The 17,419-nt window shown below is 67.0% G+C and carries 15 protein-coding genes; 3 read left to right on the top strand and 12 right to left on the bottom strand.

Annotated features, from left to right (window positions below; translation table 11 throughout):
• Nucleotides 1-38 precede the first annotated feature (38 nt).
• Nucleotides 39-1,091 carry an RNA-guided endonuclease TnpB family protein gene (locus QZM72_RS15015; RefSeq protein WP_089469247.1) on the top strand — a complete coding sequence of 351 codons (1,053 nt, stop codon included), beginning with the start codon at nucleotides 39-41 and terminating at the stop codon, nucleotides 1,089-1,091.
• A 64-nt stretch (nucleotides 1,092-1,155) separates the two neighbouring features.
• On the opposite strand, the gene QZM72_RS15010 is transcribed toward QZM72_RS15015, so the two are convergent.
• The 7 genes from QZM72_RS15010 to QZM72_RS14980 form a co-directional block, all read right to left on the bottom strand.
• Entirely contained in the window at nucleotides 1,156-2,571 is a 1,416-nt protein-coding gene (locus QZM72_RS15010) for a protein-glutamate O-methyltransferase CheR (protein ID WP_089469246.1), read from the bottom strand.
• Nucleotides 2,568-3,080 carry a chemotaxis protein CheW gene (locus QZM72_RS15005; RefSeq protein WP_089469245.1) on the bottom strand — a complete coding sequence of 171 codons (513 nt, stop codon included), beginning with the start codon at nucleotides 3,078-3,080 and terminating at the stop codon, nucleotides 2,568-2,570. Before QZM72_RS15005 ends, QZM72_RS15010 begins: the two co-directional genes overlap by 4 nt.
• On the bottom strand, nucleotides 3,077-4,753 hold the full coding sequence (locus QZM72_RS15000; RefSeq protein WP_089469244.1) for a methyl-accepting chemotaxis protein: 1,677 nt from the start codon (nucleotides 4,751-4,753) through the stop codon (nucleotides 3,077-3,079). Before QZM72_RS15000 ends, QZM72_RS15005 begins: the two co-directional genes overlap by 4 nt.
• A gap of 124 nt (nucleotides 4,754-4,877) precedes the next feature.
• Complete coding sequence (locus QZM72_RS14995; protein WP_089469243.1) at nucleotides 4,878-6,011, bottom strand: hybrid sensor histidine kinase/response regulator; 1,134 nt, start codon at nucleotides 6,009-6,011, stop codon at nucleotides 4,878-4,880.
• A gap of 480 nt (nucleotides 6,012-6,491) precedes the next feature.
• Nucleotides 6,492-8,075 (bottom strand): Na+/H+ antiporter, encoded by a 1,584-nt coding sequence (locus QZM72_RS14990; protein ID WP_089469242.1) that lies wholly within the window; start codon nucleotides 8,073-8,075, stop codon nucleotides 6,492-6,494.
• 236 nt (nucleotides 8,076-8,311) lie between these two features.
• On the bottom strand, nucleotides 8,312-9,745 hold the full coding sequence (locus tag QZM72_RS14985; protein ID WP_175883690.1) for an aldehyde dehydrogenase family protein: 1,434 nt from the start codon (nucleotides 9,743-9,745) through the stop codon (nucleotides 8,312-8,314).
• 28 nt (nucleotides 9,746-9,773) lie between these two features.
• The gene (locus QZM72_RS14980; RefSeq protein WP_301738528.1) at nucleotides 9,774-11,414 is read right to left on the bottom strand and encodes an acetolactate synthase large subunit; all 1,641 of its coding nucleotides are present in this window, start codon (nucleotides 11,412-11,414) and stop codon (nucleotides 9,774-9,776) included.
• Between the two features lie 377 nt (nucleotides 11,415-11,791).
• On the opposite strand from QZM72_RS14980, the gene QZM72_RS14975 reads away from it, so the two are divergent.
• Complete coding sequence (locus QZM72_RS14975; protein WP_089469239.1) at nucleotides 11,792-12,130, top strand: type II toxin-antitoxin system RelE/ParE family toxin; 339 nt, start codon at nucleotides 11,792-11,794, stop codon at nucleotides 12,128-12,130.
• Between the two features lie 3 nt (nucleotides 12,131-12,133).
• Nucleotides 12,134-12,433, top strand: a complete 300-nt coding sequence (locus QZM72_RS14970; protein WP_050017389.1) for an addiction module antidote protein — start codon at nucleotides 12,134-12,136, stop codon at nucleotides 12,431-12,433.
• Nucleotides 12,434-12,481: 48 nt separating this feature from the next.
• Here the strand turns inward: QZM72_RS14970 and QZM72_RS14965 are convergent, their stop codons facing one another.
• The 5 genes from QZM72_RS14965 to andAc all read right to left on the bottom strand — a co-directional run bounded on the left by QZM72_RS14965 (nucleotide 12,482) and on the right by andAc (nucleotide 17,277).
• Entirely contained in the window at nucleotides 12,482-13,768 is a 1,287-nt protein-coding gene (locus QZM72_RS14965) for a DUF445 domain-containing protein (protein ID WP_301738527.1), read from the bottom strand.
• 174 nt (nucleotides 13,769-13,942) lie between these two features.
• Nucleotides 13,943-15,163: an anthranilate 1,2-dioxygenase system ferredoxin--NAD(+) reductase gene (gene andAa / locus QZM72_RS14960; protein ID WP_301738526.1), complete on the bottom strand. Its 1,221-nt coding sequence runs from the start codon at nucleotides 15,161-15,163 to the stop codon at nucleotides 13,943-13,945.
• Entirely contained in the window at nucleotides 15,153-15,479 is a 327-nt protein-coding gene (andAb, locus tag QZM72_RS14955) for an anthranilate 1,2-dioxygenase ferredoxin subunit AndAb (RefSeq protein ID WP_301738525.1), read from the bottom strand. The genes andAa and andAb overlap by 11 nt, the downstream gene beginning before the upstream one ends.
• A gap of 35 nt (nucleotides 15,480-15,514) precedes the next feature.
• On the bottom strand, nucleotides 15,515-15,991 hold the full coding sequence (andAd, locus tag QZM72_RS14950) for an anthranilate 1,2-dioxygenase small subunit AndAd (protein WP_011548235.1): 477 nt from the start codon (nucleotides 15,989-15,991) through the stop codon (nucleotides 15,515-15,517).
• A gap of 14 nt (nucleotides 15,992-16,005) precedes the next feature.
• Complete coding sequence (gene andAc / locus QZM72_RS14945; protein ID WP_012338515.1) at nucleotides 16,006-17,277, bottom strand: anthranilate 1,2-dioxygenase large subunit AndAc; 1,272 nt, start codon at nucleotides 17,275-17,277, stop codon at nucleotides 16,006-16,008.
• Nucleotides 17,278-17,419 lie beyond the last annotated feature (142 nt).

Here is a 17,419-nt window from a genome sequence, read left to right as displayed (position 1 = left end):
TTGACAGGCAGCTTCTTCCACGAGTTAGGATCACCGGCATGATCCTTGTCTACCGCTACCGGGTGAAGTCGCTCAACGGACTGCTCAACAAGCAGAGCCGTGCGGTGAACTACGTCTGGAACTTCTGCAACGACACGCAGAAGCACGCGCTCAAGTGGAGCAAGAAGTGGCCGACCGGGTTTGACCTGAACGTGCTGACGACCGGGAGTAGCAAGGAACTTGGTATTCATTCCGGCACGATCAACGCGGCGTGCGAGCAATACGCGAAGTCGCGCAGCCAGCACCGTCGGCCCTACCTGCGCTATCGCGGCAGGAAATCGCTGGGCTGGGTGCCGCTGAAGGGGCGTGACTTGAAGCGCGAGGGCGACGCGTTTCGTTTCGCCGGCAACACCTTCCGCGTGTTCAACAGCCGACCGCTTCCCGAAGGCAAGATCAAGGATGGAACCAACTTCGCGCAGGATGCACGCGGCAACTGGTTTCTCAACATCGTGATCGAGATGCCCGATGTACTGGCCCGACCTATCCGTTCCGGTGTCGGCATCGATCTCGGCTTGAAAGACTTCGCCACACTTTCGACCGGCGAGAAGCTGCCTAACGATCGGTTCGGTCGATGCGCGGCCGAGAAACTCGCGAAAGCGCAACGGGCGCGAAAACACAGGCGGCATATCGCGAAGTTGCACGCCAAAGTGACGAACGCCCGTGCCGATTTCCAACACAAGCTCGCGCTCGATCTGGTGCGGCGCTTCGATTACATCGCGGTCGGCAACGTGTCGGCCGCAAAACTCGCCAGAACCAGGATGGCGAAGAGCGTCTACGACGCGTCCTGGTCGTCCTTCCGAAACAAGCTCCGTTACAAAGCGATGGCGCACGGAGTCACGTTCGATGAAGTCGACGAAAGCGGTTCGACCCAGTCCTGTTCGTCGTGCGGGTCGAAAGACAGCACGACGCGGCCGAAAGGTATCGCGGGACTGAGAATAAGAGAGTGGACCTGCAGTGACTGTGGTGTCGAGCATGATCGAGATACCAACGCTGCGCTGAACATTCTCCGATGCGGACGTGCATCGCCAGGTGTGGGAATCTTCCGCCTTTAAGCGGAGGAGGACGTCAAGGGTTCCTCTGGTCATCGCGGTGTCGGTCCCATTTCCCGTCGTCGTGTCAGCCGGCCGAACGCCGGGCGCGTTCGAGCAGCCATTGCGCGCCCGCGCGATCGCCGCCGACGTCGAGCAGCGTCGCGAGATGCGTCAGCGCCTCGTGATGCGTGGGGCGCAGGTACAGCGCCTTGCGGTAAAAGTCGCTCGCTTCCGCGGCGTGCCCGCGCGCATCGGCGATCAGTCCGTTCAGGTAGAACGCATCGGCATGCGGGCCGACACGCGCCGAGAACTGCGCGAGCACGCGCTCGGCCGCGTCGAACGCGCCCGCGTTCGCCAGGGCCTGCGCATCCTCCAGCGTCGGCGCAGCGTCGATCGCCGGCGCGATGCCGTCGTAGGCCGGTGCGGCCGCCACGGCGGTCGCCGCCGCCGGAGAGGCCCGTGCGTCGACTGCGGCGGCCCGCACGGGCTGCGCCGCCGCGAGCGACTGGCGCACGTCGCCGAGCCAGCCCGGCGGCGCGACGGCCACCACCGGGCGCGGCGCGGCGAGCGGTGCGAGCGTGAAGCGCTCCGTGCGCCGGTCCTGCGCCGCCGCGGACAGCGGCGCAACCGGCCGGGCCGCGCCTGCATCGGCCGCCGCGCCGGCCGGCTCGCGACGAAACGCGAACGCCAGCGGCACGCGCGCCGAGCGCATCCCGTGCCGCATCGCGACGCCCGTCTCCGCCGGCCCGACGAACAGCATGCCGTCGTCGGCAAGACGCGCGTCGAGCGAGCGGATCACGCGGTCCTGCGCATCGCGGTCGAAATAGATCAGCACGTTGCGGCAGAACACGAAGTCGTAGCGAATGCCGTTGTCGGCCGCCGGTTCGACGAGGTTCGCGTGACTGAACTGCACGCACGCGCGCACGCGCTCGTCGAGCAGCCAGCCATCGCGGGTCGGCGTGAAATACCGCGTACGGAACTCCGTCGCCGTCCCGCGGAACGCATTGCGCCCGTAACAACCGAGCCGGGCCTGTTCGATCGCGCGCGCGCTGAGGTCGATCGCGTCGATCGCGAAGCTGCCCGGCGGGAGCCCCGCATCCAGCAACGCCATCGCCGCCGAATACGGCTCCTCGCCCGTCGAGCACGGCGCGCTCAGCACGCGGATCACGCGGCCGGGCATCGCGGCGAGCCGTTCGGCGGCCTGCCGCGCGAGCGTCGCGAAGGCTTCGCGGTCGCGGAAGAACCACGTTTCCGGGACGACGAACAACTCGATCAGCGCGCGCCGTTCGTCGGCCGACGCGTTGAGCTGCTGCCAGTACGCATCGAGCGCTTCCGGCGTGACGGGCGGGCGCGCGGCCGACGGCACGCGCTCGCCGTCCGCCTGCCACGCATGCACGCGATCCGTCAGCGCCCGCATCAGGAAATCGTTGCCAAGCGAATCGGTGTCGATGCCGGTCTCCCGCAGCAACCAGTCGCGAAAGCGCGCTTCGGACGCGTTCATGCGAACTCCTCTCCGTGGCCCGCCGGGCCGTCGAACAGATACAGGCGTGCCATGTCGTCGATCAGGTCGGGCACCGACAGCTGCTGCACGACGCCGTCGGGCGTGTTCGCGACCCGCCCGAGCCAGCGCGTGCGCGCGGTCGATACACCGCTGGCGCGGAACGCCGCGCGGTCGATCCGCATCGTCTGCGTCGCCCGCTCGACGATCAGGCCGATCGTGCGCTCGCCATCGGCGTGACCGGAGCGATGGCGGACCATCACGAGCCGCGTCGAGCGCAGCGCCTGCGCGCGCCGCCCGAGCGCCAGCATCGGCACGTCGATCACCGGCACCGGCTGGCCACCGCGCATCAGCAGCCCGGCGATCCAGTCGGGCGCGCCGGGCACCGCCTTCATGACGGCGAGCGGCAGCACCTCGTCGATGCCGGCCGCGTCAAGCGCATAACGCTCGCCGTCGAGCTCGAACATCAGGAACAGCGCGTGGGCGCCGTGCTGCGGATCGGCGCGCGTCACGCGTCGACCTTGAAGCGCGACACGCTGGTGCGCAACTGGTTCGCGACGAGCGTCAGGTCGTCGATCGCCTGCGACGACTGGCGCAGCGACTCGGCCGTCTGCTGCGCGGCTTCCGACAGTTGCGACAGCGCCTGCGTGATCTGCTCGGCGCCGTTCGCCTGCGTCTGCATCCCTTCGTTGACCATCTGGAAACGCGGCGCGAGCGTCTGCACCTCGGCGATGATCTGCGACAGCTGCCCGCCCACCTGCTGCACGTCGAGCATCCCGCGGCGCACTTCCTCGGAGAACTTGTCCATCCCCATCACGCCCGCCGACACGGCCGACTGGATCTCCTTCACCGTCTGCTCGATGTCGTAGGTCGCGACGGCCGTCTGATCCGCCAGGCGGCGGATCTCGGTCGCGACGACCGCGAAGCCGCGGCCGTACTCGCCGGCCTTCTCGGCCTCGATCGCCGCGTTCAGCGACAGCAGGTTGGTCTGGTCGGCCACCTTGGTGATCGTCGCGACCACCTGGTTGATGTTCAGCGCCTTCTCGTTGAGGATCGCGAGCTTCGCGTTCACCGAGCCGGCCGCGTCCATCACGCTGCGCATCGTCTCGCCCATCCGCGTGAGCCCGCTCTGGCTCACGCCCGCGAGCGTCGCCGACTGCTCGGCCACGCCGGCCACCTCGTTCATCGTGCGCAGCAGGTCGCGCGACGTCGCGAAGATCTCGCGCGACGTCGCGCCGATCTCGGTCGTCGTCGCCGCGGTCTCGTTGGCGGTCGCCTGCTGCTCGCGCGACGTCGCCGCGATCTCGGCCACCGACGTCGTCACCTGCAGCGACGACTGCTGCGCGCGCGAAACCAGCTCGGTCAGCTCGTCGGCCATCCGGTTGAAACCGGTCTCGAGCGTGCCGAATTCGTCGCGGCGGCGCAGATCGAGGCGATGGGTCAGGTTGCCGGTGCGCATCACGTCGTGCACCTCGACGAGCCGCGCCATCGGCACGGTGACCGAGCGGTACAGCATGTAGCCGAACCCGAGTGCGGACAGCAGCATGAACGCCAGCGCGGTCGCGAGCACGATCTCGGTGTCCTGCACGGATTCGCGGATCATCCTCGCGGACTGCTCGGCGAACTTGCGGTTCTCCTGCACCAGCACGTTCGCGTTGCGCACGACCTCGGTCCATGCGGGCAGCGTCTTCGCGTACGCGGCGACCGCCTCGCCGTGCGATGCGCGGCTGTTCTGCACCGCTTCGTTCAGCAACGGCACGTAGTGATCGTAGGCGCCGCGGAACGCCGCGAAGCGCTGCCGGTCGTCGTCGCGGAACGTCGTGTTCTGGTAGTCCACCGACAGCGACTCGATTTCCTTCAGCGCGTCGGCGATCTTCGCGAGATCGCGCTGCGCGGCGTCGGACTCGGTGTCGACGAAGACCCCGCGCTGCAGCAGCGTGAACGACTCGTTGACCGCGCCGCGCAGCGACGACGCAAGATAGACGCCGGGCACCGAGTCGCGCTCGATGCTGACGGCTTCGGCGTTGATCGCGCGCAGACGCTCGTACGACACGCCGGCGGTCGCCAGCATCAGCACGAACAGCACGCCGAAGCTGAGCAGAATGCGATTGCCGAGCGTCAGCCGGGCAGCGCCGATCGTCGGATGCAGGCTTTCGTTGGTCGCGCGGGGCGTCAAGGTGGCCATGTTCGTTATGGGCTTTCTAAATTCAGCGTTGAAAAATCCGCGCCCGCCTGGCGCGCCGGTTGGCGCGCCACGAGCGCATCGGGGTCCCGCGGGCGGCGCGACGCCGGCAGGCCGCGCCGCGACATCATCGCTCCGCTTGCGCCGGCAGCCGGAGCGCGACCATGAAGCCGCGCGCCGTATTGCGCATCAGGATCTGGCCGCGATGCCGCGCCGCCGTCGCGCGGACGAACGCGAGGCCGAGGCCGAACCCGCTGCGCGCCGCGCCGTGCGCGGATTCGAGCTGCACGAACGACTCGGTCGCGGCCGTGCGCTGCTCCGGCGCGATGCCGGCGCCGGCATCCTCGACGCCGATCAGCCAGGCGCCGTCCTCGCCGCTCAGCGTGCAATGTACGTCCATCCCGGCCGGCCCATACTTCAGCCCGTTGTCGATCAGGTTCGCGACCGCGCGCGTCAGCATCATGCGGTCGCCCATCGTCACGCACGCGGTATCGGGCACGCACGCGCTCACCCGGCAGCCGAGCCCGGCCGCCTTCTCCCACAGCTGGTCGACGGCGTCGAGCACGATCTCGTTGAGACTCACGACCTCGTGCGCGCGCCGTTCGGACTGCGCACGGGTCAGGTGGATGAAGCCGTCGGCGAGCGCGAGCGCGCGCCGTGCATGGCCGGCGATGCGCTCCATGATCGCCGGCATGTCGCCGTGCTCGGCCCGGTAGACGTCCAGCAGCGCGAGGATCGACGTCTGCGGCGAACGCATGTCGTGCGACAGGAAATCGAGCGCCTCGTCGCGTTGCCGCGACATCAGGTACGAATTCGAGTGATAGCGGATGCGCGCGGTCAGCTCCATCGCGTCGGGAAGCTTCACCAGATAGTCGTTCGCGCCGGCGATGAACGCCTCGCGCTTGACGATCGGCTCCTCCTTCGCGGACAGCACGATGATCGGCACGCGTGCGGTGCGGGGGTCCGCGCGCCAGGCGCGCACGAGATCGAGGCCGTCGATCTCCGGCATCACGAGATCCTGCAGGATGACCGTCGGCTTCACGTCGCGCGCGACCGCCATCGCCCGGTGCGCGTCGGTGCACACGTGCAGGTCGATGTCGTGCTCGCTGCGCAGCGCGCGACGGATCACCTCGCCGACGAACGGCTGGTCGTCGACCAGCAGGACCGATAAGCCCGATTCGAGGCAATCCGAGGCATTATCACTGCTCGATTCTTTCATAAATACAGTTTCAAACGCCGAATCTCCAATCGATTCTTTCATAGGAGTTGTTTATCCGACTTGGACGCCATCTTATATTGGCAGGTTGAAAAAACCGCCTGATTCCGCCGATTTAGCCGATTTAGCCTGTCGGCCCTGCCTTGCGGGGCTTTGGACGCCGCTTGTTTCCCCGTCGGCGGCCCACATTACCTCCGCATTCTTTCTCTCAATAAACTTAACCGGCTGATTCTAAATGAAATTAGAACACAGCATCTATCTCCTTCCGGTTTAGTTTTGCCAAATATGCAGAAAGAGACGGAATCAGATAAATCGGATCATTTCCGGATTCGAAGGACGATAACGTTTGCGAGACCGGCGCGATGAGGTTTGCATGCGCTGCAAGACTGGTGGCGGATCGTATCGGCGAATGTATTGGGGTCGGATGCGAAGGGCCGCAAACGGCAGGCGGGTGAAGAAAAATCGCGCGGCGGGTGCCCGACCCGCGCGTGTCAGGGCCGGCAGGACGCCGGCCCGTGCGCCCGCTTACCCGCGCGCGTGCTGCGCGGACACTTCCTGCAGATCGAGGTCGCGCTCGAGCGTGTGCAGCATCTCGTCGTGGATGCGCCCCGACCGATGCAGGCGCAACAGTTCGGCACGCCCGGCCCGGATCGCGGCCAGCACCACGTCGTAGTGCGCCATGCGCACTTCCGCCGGATACGCGGGCTCGTTCTTCGACCGTTCGGTCAGCTCGGCGCGATACGTGTATTGCTCGAGCAGACGCGGATGGATCACGACGCCGTGCTCGTCGCGCACGAGCGGCTGGATCGCCGCGAGCTGCGCGGCCTCGACGTACGCCCACGTCTGCGGCTCGGTCAGGTGGTGCGCGGCGCGCTCGTCGCGCTGCGGCAGGCGCAGCAGCCGGATCAGCGGCCCGATCGTCGTGCCCTGCAGCAGCACGGTGACGAGGATCACCGCGAACGACGCGACGAGGATCACGTCGCGGCCGGGCAGCGCCTCGGGCAGCGACAGCGCGATCGCCAGCGTCACCACGCCGCGCATCCCGGCCCAGCTCATGATCGTCGCGGCCTTCCAGTCGGGCGCGTCGCCGCGCCGCACGAGGCCACGCACCGGCCACTTCAGCGCCTCGACCGCGTAGATCCACACGAAGCGCGACAGGATCACCGCCGCCAGCACCGCGAGCACCGGCGGCACCATCGTGCCGAGCACCTGCTCGAAGCCGCCGAGCCGGTGGATCGCGCCGCGCAGCGACAACCCGATCAGCACGAACACCATCGCCTCGAGCAGGAACACGATGACCTGCCAGAACGCGGTGCCGCGCGTGCGCACGGCCGCCGTGAACACCTCGTGCTGATGCCAGCCGATGATCATGCCGGCCGTGACGGTCGAGATCACGCCCGACACCTCGACCATTTCGCCCGCGATGTACGCGATCCAGCCGGCGATCACCGCGACGGTGATCACGAGATAGTCGTCGTCGAGCAGCTTCAGGAACCACACGACGAGCTTGCCGACCACGAAGCCGACCACCACGCCGCCGAGCCCGAGTTCCGCGAAGCGCACGACCGCATGCTCGAGGCTGAACGCGCCCGTGAGCGCGGCCGCGACCGCGAAGCGGAACAGCACGAGGCCGGCCGCGTCGTTCAGCAGGCTCTCGCCTTCGAGCAGCACCATCAACCGGCGCGGCAGCGCGACCCGTTCGAGCACGGCCTTCGCGGCGACCGCATCGGGCGGCGACACGATCGCGCCAAGCGCGAAGCACGCGGCCCACGGCAGCGCCGGCACCACCCAGTGGACGGCGAAGCCGACCGCGAACGTCGTGAACACGACCGCGCCGATCGCCAGCATCAGGATGCCGCCGACGTTGCGCTTGAATTCTTCCCACACGGAGAAGTACGCCCCATCCATCAGCAGCGGCGGCAAGAACACCAGCAGCACCAGCTCGGGATCGAGGTCGACCGGCGGCAGACCGGGGATGAATGCGATGCCGATGCCGCCGATCAGCAGCGCGGCCGCGGGCGGCAGCCGCAGCCGTTTGGCGATGCATTCGAGCGCGACGATCGCGAGGAATGACAACAGAACCAGCTTGAATGCCGAGACGGGGGACATGAATCGACCTCGTGAAGAATGAATTCGCGCGTTCCGGCGTCGTACCCCGGTCGGCAGTTTCGCGCGATTACATCACGACGCAAGGCCCGTAGTCGAGCCTGTTTCAGGCGGCCTGCCACGCGGTACACGCGCGGCGCCGTGCCACGCCGTGCGCCGCCATGAAAAACGGCACGCGGGCCGGCCCGATCGCCCGCCCGCGTGCCGTCGCGGCCCCGCGCCGCGCCGCCTGCCGCGCGTTACCGGCGCCGCACGACCATCAGCCGCGGCTCGGTCATGTCCTCGATCGCATAGCGGATGCCTTCGCGGCCGAGACCGGAATCCTTCACGCCGCCATACGGCATGTTGTCGACGCGGAACGACGGCACGTCGTTGATCACGACGCCGCCGACTTCCAGCTCGTCCCATGCGCGGTGCGCGTGCGTGAGCGAATCGGTGAACACGCCGGCCTGCAGCCCGAAGTCGCTGTCGTTCACGCGCGCGAGCGCGTCGTCGAAGCGGTCGAACTTCTCGAGGATCGCGACCGGGCCGAACGCCTCCTTCCGGTACAGGTCCTGCTCGCGCCCGACGTTTTCCAGCAGCGTCGCCTCGAACATCGCGCCGTCGACCTTGCCGCCCGCGACGATCTTCGCGCCCGCCGCGACGGCCGCGTCCATCCAGCCCGACAGCCGGCGCGACTCGGATTCGGAGATCATCGGGCCGACGAACGTCGACGGATCCTTCGGATCGCCCATTTTCAGCGAACGCGTCTTCGCGATCAGCTTCTCGCGCAGCGCGTCGTAAAGGTCTGCATGCACGAGGATCCGCTGCACGCCGATGCAGCTCTGGCCCGACTGGTAGTACGCGCCGAACGCGAGCCGCTCGACCACGTAATCGAGCCGGTCGCGCTGGTCCGCATCGACGATCGCGGCCGCGTTGCCGCCGAGCTCCAGCACGACTTTCTTCTTGCCGGCCTTCTCCTTCAGCGCCCAGCCGACGGCCGGCGAACCGGTGAACGACAGCAGCTTGAAGCGCTCGTCGGTCGTGAACAGGTCGGCGCCGTCGCGATGCGCGGGCAGCACCGAGAATGCGCCCTTCGGCAGGTCGGTTTCCGCGAGCACCTCGCCGATGATCAGCGCGCCGATCGGCGTGCGGCTCGCGGGCTTCAGCACGAACGGACAGCCGGCCGCGAGCGCGGGCGCGACCTTGTGCGCGGCGAGGTTCAGCGGGAAGTTGAACGGCGAGATGAACGAGCACGGGCCGATCGGCACGCGCTTCGTGTAGCCCGTGTAGCCCTGCGCTCGCGCGGAGATCTCGAGGTTGACGATCTCGCCGTCGATGCGCACCGATTCCTCGGACGCGACGCGGAACGTATCGATCAGCCGCGTGACTTCGCCCTTCGAATCGTTGATCGGCTTGCCGGCCTCGATGCACAGCGCCTCGGCCAGCTCGTCGAAACGCTCGCGAAACCGCGCGACGCAATGATCGAGCACGGCCTGCCGCTTGTAGGCCGGCATCTCGCGCATCGGCTTCGTGGCGTCGACGGCCGCGGCGATCGCCGCATCGATCGCCTTCGCGTCGGCCAGCGCGACGCGCGTGGCGACCTTGCCGCTGAACTTGTCGGTCACCTCCAGATCGGTGTTCGCGTAGACGGCTTCGTTGGCGAGGTAATACGGATAGGTTTCCTTCAACATGGAACGACTCCTTCCTGTGAACGGGAATTCAAAGTTGCGCCGACAGGCGCTTGATCTCGCGGTTCAACACGCGCTCGTTGTCCGAATAGTCGATCGGCACGTCGATCACGTGCACGCCCGGCGACGAGAAGCACTCGCGCAGCAGCGGCTCGAGATCGTCGGCCGACTCGACGCGGTGCCCGTGCGCGCCGTAGCTTTGCGCGTACGACACGAAATCCGGATTTTGCAGCGTCATCGCGAAATCGGGAAAATTCATGTTCTCCTGCTTCCAGCGGATCATCCCGAACGCGTCGTCGCGCAGGATCATCACGACGATGTCGAGCTTCAGCCGCACGGCCGTTTCGAGCTCCTGCGAATTCATCATGAAGCCGCCGTCGCCGCACACGGCGATCACCTTGCGCTGCGGATGCACGATCTTCGTCGCGATCGCCGACGGTAGGCCGGCGCCCATCGACGCGAGCGCGTTGTCGAGCAGCAGCGAGTTCGGCTCGTGCGCGCGCCAGTAGCGCGCGAACCAGATCTTGTACATCCCGTTGTCGAGACAGACGATGCCGTCCACCGGCAACGCGTTGTACAGGTCGTTGACGATCCGCACCGGATACATCGGAAAGCGTGCGTCGTGCTGCCCTTTCTGCAGATGCGCGTCGAAATGCTCCTTGATCATGCGGAAGCGCTCGAAATCCCAGTGCGATTGTGGGGCCACCGCTTCCTTCATCTGCCACACCGCGTTCGCGATGTCGCCGACCACCTCGATCTGCGGGAAATAGACGGGATCGACCTGCGCGCCGAGGAAGTTCACGTGGATCACGGTCTTGTCGTCGGTGCGCATGAAGAACGGCGGCTTCTCGATCACGTCGTGGCCGACGTTGATGATGCAATCCGCGTGCTCGATCGCGCGGTGCACGAAGTCGCCGTCGGACAGCGTCGCGTTGCCGAGCCACAGCGGGTGCGTCTCGTCGATCACGCCCTTGCCCATCTGCGTCGTGAAGAACGGGATGCCCGTCTTGTCGACGAATTCGAGCAGCATCTTGCAGGTGGTCTTGCGGTTGCCGCCCGCGCCGATCATCAACAGCGGATGGCGGGCGGCCTGGATCGCGTCGACCGCATGCGCGACCGCCTTCTCCTCCGCCACCGGCCGCCGGCTGTAACTGCGCGGGATCGGCTTGCCGTCGCCCTCCTCGTGCGCGATGTCTTCCGGCAGTTCGAGGTGCGCGGCGCCCGGGCGCTCCTCCTCCGCGCGGCGGAACGCCTCGCGCACGGCCGACGGGATGTTGCCGATCGACACGATCTGCCGCGTGAACTTCGTGAGCGGCTGCATCATGTCGACCACGTCGACGATCTGGAAGTGGCCCTGCTTGCTGGACTTGATTGGCTTCTGCCCGGTGATCATCAGCATCGGCATCCCGCCGAGCTGCGCATACGCGGCGGCCGTCACGAAGTTCGTCGCGCCCGGCCCGAGCGTCGCGAGACACACGCCGGTACGGCCCGTGAGGCGGCCGTAGGTGGCGGCCATGAACCCGGCCGCCTGCTCGTGCCGGGTCAGCACGAGCTTGATCTTCGATCGCCGCAGCGATTCGAGCAGATCGAGGTTTTCCTCGCCGGGAATGCCGAACACGTACTCGACGCCTTCGGCTTCCAGCGCCTTCACGAACAGATCCGATGCTTTCATGGGGACTCTCGGTTATGCCGCCTGCCCGGCCTACGGACACGCGGCGTTCAGGACGCGCGCCGGCCTACGGCACGCGGACGCCTTACTTACCGGACACAGACCACGGCACTGCTCGCCGTGCGACACGCGATGCTCGGTGCGTGATGCGCGGCGGCGCCTCCGGATGCCGGAGGACGAACGGACTCGTCCGCGCGCGGCGAGCACGCACGGACGGCAAAGACGTTTTTGATTGTAGACGGATTCGCGGAATTCCGAATTCGACCGGATGGCCGGCTCCGGCCGCGCGGCAGGATCGGCCTGACGGCCAATTCGACCCGGAACGACGCGCGCGGCGCTACCGTAGGCGCAACCGATTCCTTTCCTCGAACATGTGAACCATGGTTGACATCCTGCAATCCGTGCCCTACAGTGCACCCACGTTCAGCATCCGGACCACCGACGTCTTCGACGCCTGGTTTGCCGGCCTGCCCGATCGCCTCGCCAAGCGCCGCATCCAGGCGCGCATCGACCGCCTGTCGATGGGCAATACGGGCGACTGGAAATCCGCCGGCGCTCCCGTCGTCGAAATGCGTATCGACCACGGCCCCGGCTATCGCGTCTACTACGTGAGGCGCGGAACGATATGGGTCATCCTGCTCTGCGGCGGCGATAAATCGACGCAACGAGCCGACATACGCGCCGCGCACGCAATGCTTGCGCACCTCGACATGGAGTGATCGATGGACAAGATCAACACGCGGCCGTGGGATTCGGCCGAACACCTGAAAACCGAAGACGACATGGCCGAGTACTTCGACGCATGCCTGCAGGAGGGCGGCGACGATCCGGCCTTCATCGCGCACGCGCTCGGCGTGATCGCCCGCGCACGCGGCATGTCGCAGGTCGCGCGCGATGCGGGCCTGTCGCGCGAAGGGCTGTACAAGGCGCTGTCGCACGACGGCAATCCGAGCTTCGGCACGATCCTGAAAGTCATCAAGGCGCTCGGCCTGCAATTGCACGGCGCCAAGGCAGCCGCGTAACCCGGCGGCGCACCGCAGCGCGCCACGGGCGCAACGCGCGTGCCCGCGTCAGTGCAGCCATCCGGCCGCCCAGCGCGGCGCGAGCGACACCAGATACAACCCGAGCCCGATCAGCCCGCCGACCAGCGTGCCGTTGATGCGGATGGTTTGCAGATCCTTGCCGATGTTCAGCTCGATCTGTCGCGACATCTCGCGCGCATCCCAGTTGCGCACCGTGTCGCGAATGTGACGCATCAGGAAATCGGCGAAATCGGGCGCCATCTCGTGCACGGCCTTCTCGACGTGCTCGTTCAGCGACGCACGCAGCGCCGGGCTCTCGGCGAGCCGTGCGCCGAGCCAGCCGCCGAGCGTCGCGGCCTGCCGGTGCAGCGCCGAATCGGGGCGCGCGAGATCGGCCTTCAGCCACGCGCGCAACTGGTCCCACAAATCGCGCACGTAGTCGTTGAACGCATCGCCGTCGCGGATATAGCGCTTGATCTCCTCGCCCTTCTCGATGAACGCCGGGTCGTGCTTCAGCCGTTCGGTCAGCCGCACGACCGTCCGGTCGAAGCGTTGCCGCAGCTCGTGCTCGGGGTCGGCCGCGACGCCCTCCAGCACGCGGCTCACCGCGCTCGCGAGCATCCGCGCGCCGTTTTCGCCGAACCACTGCGTCGGCATGATCTTCTCGACCTTCGGGTATTGCGTCTTCAGCCATTCGACGATGAAGCCCGCGATCACCTCGCGGTTCTCTTCCTTGTCGAGCACGTCGACCACCTGTTCGATCGCGTCGTCGAGCAGCGCCTGGTGGCGGCCGTCCTTCGTCAGCGTGTCGAGGATCGCGCCGGCCGAGTGCGACAGGTCGACCCGGTCGATCACCGCGCGAAACGCATCGTGGACGAACGACTGGATCCGCGCGTCGTCGGTCATGTCGAGCGCGAAACTCATCAGCTTCGTCACGTAGCCGCCGAGCGCGTCGGTGTTCGCCGGCTCGCCGAGCCACGCGCCGAGTTTCTGCGCGGGGTCGTGCTGGCGGATCTGCGCGGCGAGCGCGTCGGGGCCGAGGAACTTCTCGCGCACGAACGCCGCGAGGTTGTCGGCGATCTTGTCCTTGTTCCTCGGGATGATCTCGGTGTGGCGCGACACGAACGGGATCGGCACGCGGCGGAACAGCGCGACGACCGCGAACCAGTCGGCGAGCGCGCCGACCATCGCGGCTTCGGCCACCGCCTTGCAGCCGTCGACCCACGGGCCGCGCGGCAGCAGGATGGTGGTGACGAACACCGCGACGGCCGCCAGCAGCAGCCACAGCGCACGGCGCTTGCTTCGTTTCAGTTCGAGGGCTTTGTCTGGCGTCATGGGCAACCGGTGAAACGGCAATGCCGCTAATATGCACCGATCGCCGGCCCGCGACAAACCCGCGCGCATTGCGCGCGCCGGCCACGTTGTCCGAAACGGGCTCCCTGCATGTCCGGCCATCCGCGCCGAGCGCCAACGCGAACACGGCCACGCGGACCGCGCTCGCGCACCGCGTCAGAGGAACGTCTTCAGATTGACTGCCGGATCGGCCAGCTTCACCGGATCGGGCACGGCCCCCGCCGCGATCAACCGCCGCGATGCGCCGATGTCGCGCCCGAGGTTCGCCGCGGCCACCGCGACGATCTTCCCGTCGTCGCCGAGCCCGAACACCGCGAACGGCCCGCTCGCCGGATCGCCGCGCACGACGATCGTGCGTTCGCCGCCGAACAACCCGAGCATCTGCAGGTTGCAGTCGTACTGATCGGACCACAGCCACGGCAGCTCGGCATAGCGCTCGTCGGCGCCGAGCAGGTTCGCGGCCGCGACGGCCGGCTGGTTTTCGGCCACCTGCCACGATTCGATCCGCACATGCCGCCCGAGCAGCGGATTGAAGTGCATCGTCACCTCGCCCGCCGCGAAGATCGCGGCGTCGGCCGTGCGACAGCCCGCATCGACGCGTATCCCGTTGTCGACGTCGAGCCCGGCCGCGTGCGCGAGTTCGACATTGGGCACCACGCCGATGCCGACCACGACGACGTCGGCCGGCACGTCGCCGCAATCGGTCTCGACGACTGCGCCGCCGCCCGGCGCGCGGCGGATCGCGCGCGGCAGCGTCGCCATCTGAAAATTCACGCCGCGCGCATCGTGCAATTGCCGCGCATACGCGCCGACCACTTCCGGCAACGCGCGCTGCAGCAACCGCGGCGCCGGGTCGATCACCGTCACGTCGCAGCCGAGCTGGCGCGCGGCCGCCGCGACCTCGAGGCCGATGAAGCCGCCGCCGAGCACCGCCACGCGGCGCCCGGGCGCGAGTTGCGCACGCAACGCACGCGCATCGTCGACCGTGCGAACGTAGTGCACGGCGACACCTTCGTCGATCGCCCCGCCGAACGTGCGCACGCGCGAGCCCGTCGCGAGCACGAGCTTCGCGTACGGCAACGTCGCACCGTCGTCGAGCCGCACGCGCCGTGCGTCGCGCTCGATCGCATCCACGCGCGTGCCGAGCCGCAATTCGACGCGCTGCGCGTCGTACCATGCGGCATCGCGAATGAACGCGCGCTGCTCGCCGCCATCGCTCAACAGCGCGTCCTTCGACAGCGCCGGCCGGTCGTACGGCAACTCGCGCTCCGCGCCGATCATCACGATGCGCGCAGCGGCGTCGCGCTCGCGCAGCGCCTCGACCGTGCGCCGCGCCGCGTGGCCGGCGCCGACGATCACGAACGGGTCAGCCGACATTGACTTCCACCTGCCCGTCGACGATCCGGATCGGATAGACCCGCACCGGCTCGGTGATCGGCGCGCATTTCGGCGCGCCGGTGCGAATGTCGATCAGCCCCTGGTGCAGCGGGCATTCGACGCAGCCGTCCTCCACATAGCCTTCGGACAAGCGCGCATGACCATGCGAACACAGGTCGTGCATCGCGAACAGTTCGTCGCCGATCCGGAACACGGCGATCGGCTTCTGGCCGGCGACGCGCGCCGCCGGTTCGTCTTCGGAGAATTCGTCGAAAGCGCCGAGCGGATGCCACTCGGCCAGCGTTGCTTCAGTCATGTCGATTCCTTGCTTCGTCAGATCGGTCGGAGCGGTCAGATCGGCGTCGCGAGCAGCGTCTGCACGCGCGACGTGTCGTAGATCACGCGCTTGGTCTTGTAGCGCCAGCCGTCGGGCGTGCGCACGACCGTGTCGTAGTACTTGCCGGCCTGGTACACGTTCGATTCGCCGTTGCTGCGCGTCTGCACGACCACGTAGTTGCTCTCGGTATCGAACTCGCCGTCGCGTTCGGCGACGATCGTCAGGCCCGACGTCATGTGCCGGTACGTGTGCTCTTCGTAGATGTTCGCGTGCCGCAGCGACACCACGCGGTCGCGCAGCATCCGCTGGTTCGTGCAGTGGACGATCCCGACCGGCAGCCCGAGATCGGCGTTCTCCTTCGGCACGATTTCGTACGTGCAATCCTCGGTGAACATCTCCGGCCAGTGTTCGAGCCGGTCGTTGTCGAGGTGCCCGATGTAGCGGTTCTGGAGCATGTAAATCTCGAACCACGTCTTCATGTCTTCCGTCATTTTTTGCTCCCGCCTCAATAGCCCATCAGCTTCTGGTAGCCGACCCAGAACTTGCGGATCAGGCTCTCGGTGATCACCGTGTCCTGCTGGTCCGGATTGCCGCGCGACATCTCGATCACCGACGTCGCATCCGCATCGCGCACCGTGCCGCGCTGCACGAGCTCGGTCGCTTCGGTGTCCTCCATCGAGATGTAGCCGGCCGGCCCGACGAGGTTCGCCTGCTTGATGCGCAGCGCGCGCAGCTCGGGCGTGTCGTCCGCGTAGCCGAAGAAGTGGAAGATCAGCTCGAAGTTGTCCGGCCCCTTCGGCAAAATCTGCCGCGCGACCAGCGTGTTGTGGATCTGCTGGATCACGAGCTGCGGGAAGATCGGCTGGATATGGTTCGTGCAGTCCTCGTCGTATTCCGATACGAGATCGAGGATCGATTCGTCTTCCAGATGAAAACCCTCGTCGAACGAGCGAATGTTCTGCTGCTTGTACGCGGCCGACGTGTCGTCGCCGGTCTTCGTCACCGTGATGATGCTGTGCAGCCCGTGGTTCGCATCCGGAATCGAGCGCGCCTTCATCCCGACGCGGAAGATGTTGAAGGTCGTATGGAACAGGTGCAGCATGCTCGCGTGATACGGGTCCTTCACGTTCTCCATGTACAGCTTCCAGTTCGACTTCGAATACTGGCGCGTGCAGCCGAGATACTCGATCGGCTTGTGGAAGATCCGGTCGATCCACGGGCGCATCTGCTCGCCGAGATACTCGGGCAGCGGCGCGACTTCATCGCTGAAGGTCGCGAACACGAGCCCGCGATAGCTGTCCACGCGCAGCTTGCGCAGCCCGTGCTGCTTCGGATCGAAATCGGCCGGCATCCCGGTCATTCCCTTCTGGCCGCGCCGGAACGGCACGCCGAGCAGGTTGCCCTGGTTGTCGAAGCTCCACTGGTGATACACGCACGTGTGCGAACTCGCGTTGCCGCGCGACTTGCGGCACACCTGCGCGCCGCGGTGCGCGCAGCGGTTCACCCACGCGGACAGCGCGCCGTCCTCGGTGCGCGTGACGACCACCGGCGTATCGCCGACGAACGTGCTCTTGAAGTCGCCGGCGTTCGGGATTTCGGCTTCGAGCGCGACGAAATTCCACGTCGGCCCGCGGAAGATGCGCTCCTGCTCGCGATCGTAGACGGCCCGCGAACTGAACACCTTGTACGGCACGCGCGAGCCGTCGTCGTGCGGGAAGGTCACGTCGGATGCGTCGCCGCGGGCGGCGAAAACGACGGGCGATTCTGTCTGCTCCATGTCGGACTCCTTGTCGATCCGTTGCGTTGAATGCATGGAGCCGATTTTTGAAAAGCTAATATTCGGCGTCTATCCGGAAAGTGCGATTGCGGCGGCGCAATATCCACTTTCGGCGGATTTCTGCGCTAGCATGACGGCACAC

It is taken from the genome of Burkholderia sp. AU45388 (genome assembly GCF_030481585.1).
Taxonomy (GTDB): domain Bacteria; phylum Pseudomonadota; class Gammaproteobacteria; order Burkholderiales; family Burkholderiaceae; genus Burkholderia; species Burkholderia sola.
Note: the sequence above shows the minus strand (reverse complement) of the source record. Positions and strands in the feature narration are given on the sequence as shown.

Coding starts and splice junctions, on each gene's coding strand:
- QZM72_RS15015 (WP_089469247.1), top strand. CDS start 39: ATGATCCTTGTCTACCGCTACCGGGTGAAGTCGCTCAACGGACTGCTC.
- QZM72_RS15010 (WP_089469246.1), bottom strand. CDS start 2,571: ATGAACGCGTCCGAAGCGCGCTTTCGCGACTGGTTGCTGCGGGAGACC.
- QZM72_RS15000 (WP_089469244.1), bottom strand. CDS start 4,753: ATGGCCACCTTGACGCCCCGCGCGACCAACGAAAGCCTGCATCCGACG.
- QZM72_RS14995 (WP_089469243.1), bottom strand. CDS start 6,011: ATGAAAGAATCGATTGGAGATTCGGCGTTTGAAACTGTATTTATGAAA.
- QZM72_RS14990 (WP_089469242.1), bottom strand. CDS start 8,075: ATGTCCCCCGTCTCGGCATTCAAGCTGGTTCTGTTGTCATTCCTCGCG.
- QZM72_RS14985 (WP_175883690.1), bottom strand. CDS start 9,745: ATGTTGAAGGAAACCTATCCGTATTACCTCGCCAACGAAGCCGTCTAC.
- QZM72_RS14980 (WP_301738528.1), bottom strand. CDS start 11,414: ATGAAAGCATCGGATCTGTTCGTGAAGGCGCTGGAAGCCGAAGGCGTC.
- QZM72_RS14975 (WP_089469239.1), top strand. CDS start 11,792: ATGGTTGACATCCTGCAATCCGTGCCCTACAGTGCACCCACGTTCAGC.
- QZM72_RS14970 (WP_050017389.1), top strand. CDS start 12,134: ATGGACAAGATCAACACGCGGCCGTGGGATTCGGCCGAACACCTGAAA.
- QZM72_RS14965 (WP_301738527.1), bottom strand. CDS start 13,768: ATGACGCCAGACAAAGCCCTCGAACTGAAACGAAGCAAGCGCCGTGCG.
- andAa (WP_301738526.1), bottom strand. CDS start 15,163: ATGTCGGCTGACCCGTTCGTGATCGTCGGCGCCGGCCACGCGGCGCGG.
- andAb (WP_301738525.1), bottom strand. CDS start 15,479: ATGACTGAAGCAACGCTGGCCGAGTGGCATCCGCTCGGCGCTTTCGAC.
- andAd (WP_011548235.1), bottom strand. CDS start 15,991: ATGACGGAAGACATGAAGACGTGGTTCGAGATTTACATGCTCCAGAAC.
- andAc (WP_012338515.1), bottom strand. CDS start 17,277: ATGGAGCAGACAGAATCGCCCGTCGTTTTCGCCGCCCGCGGCGACGCA.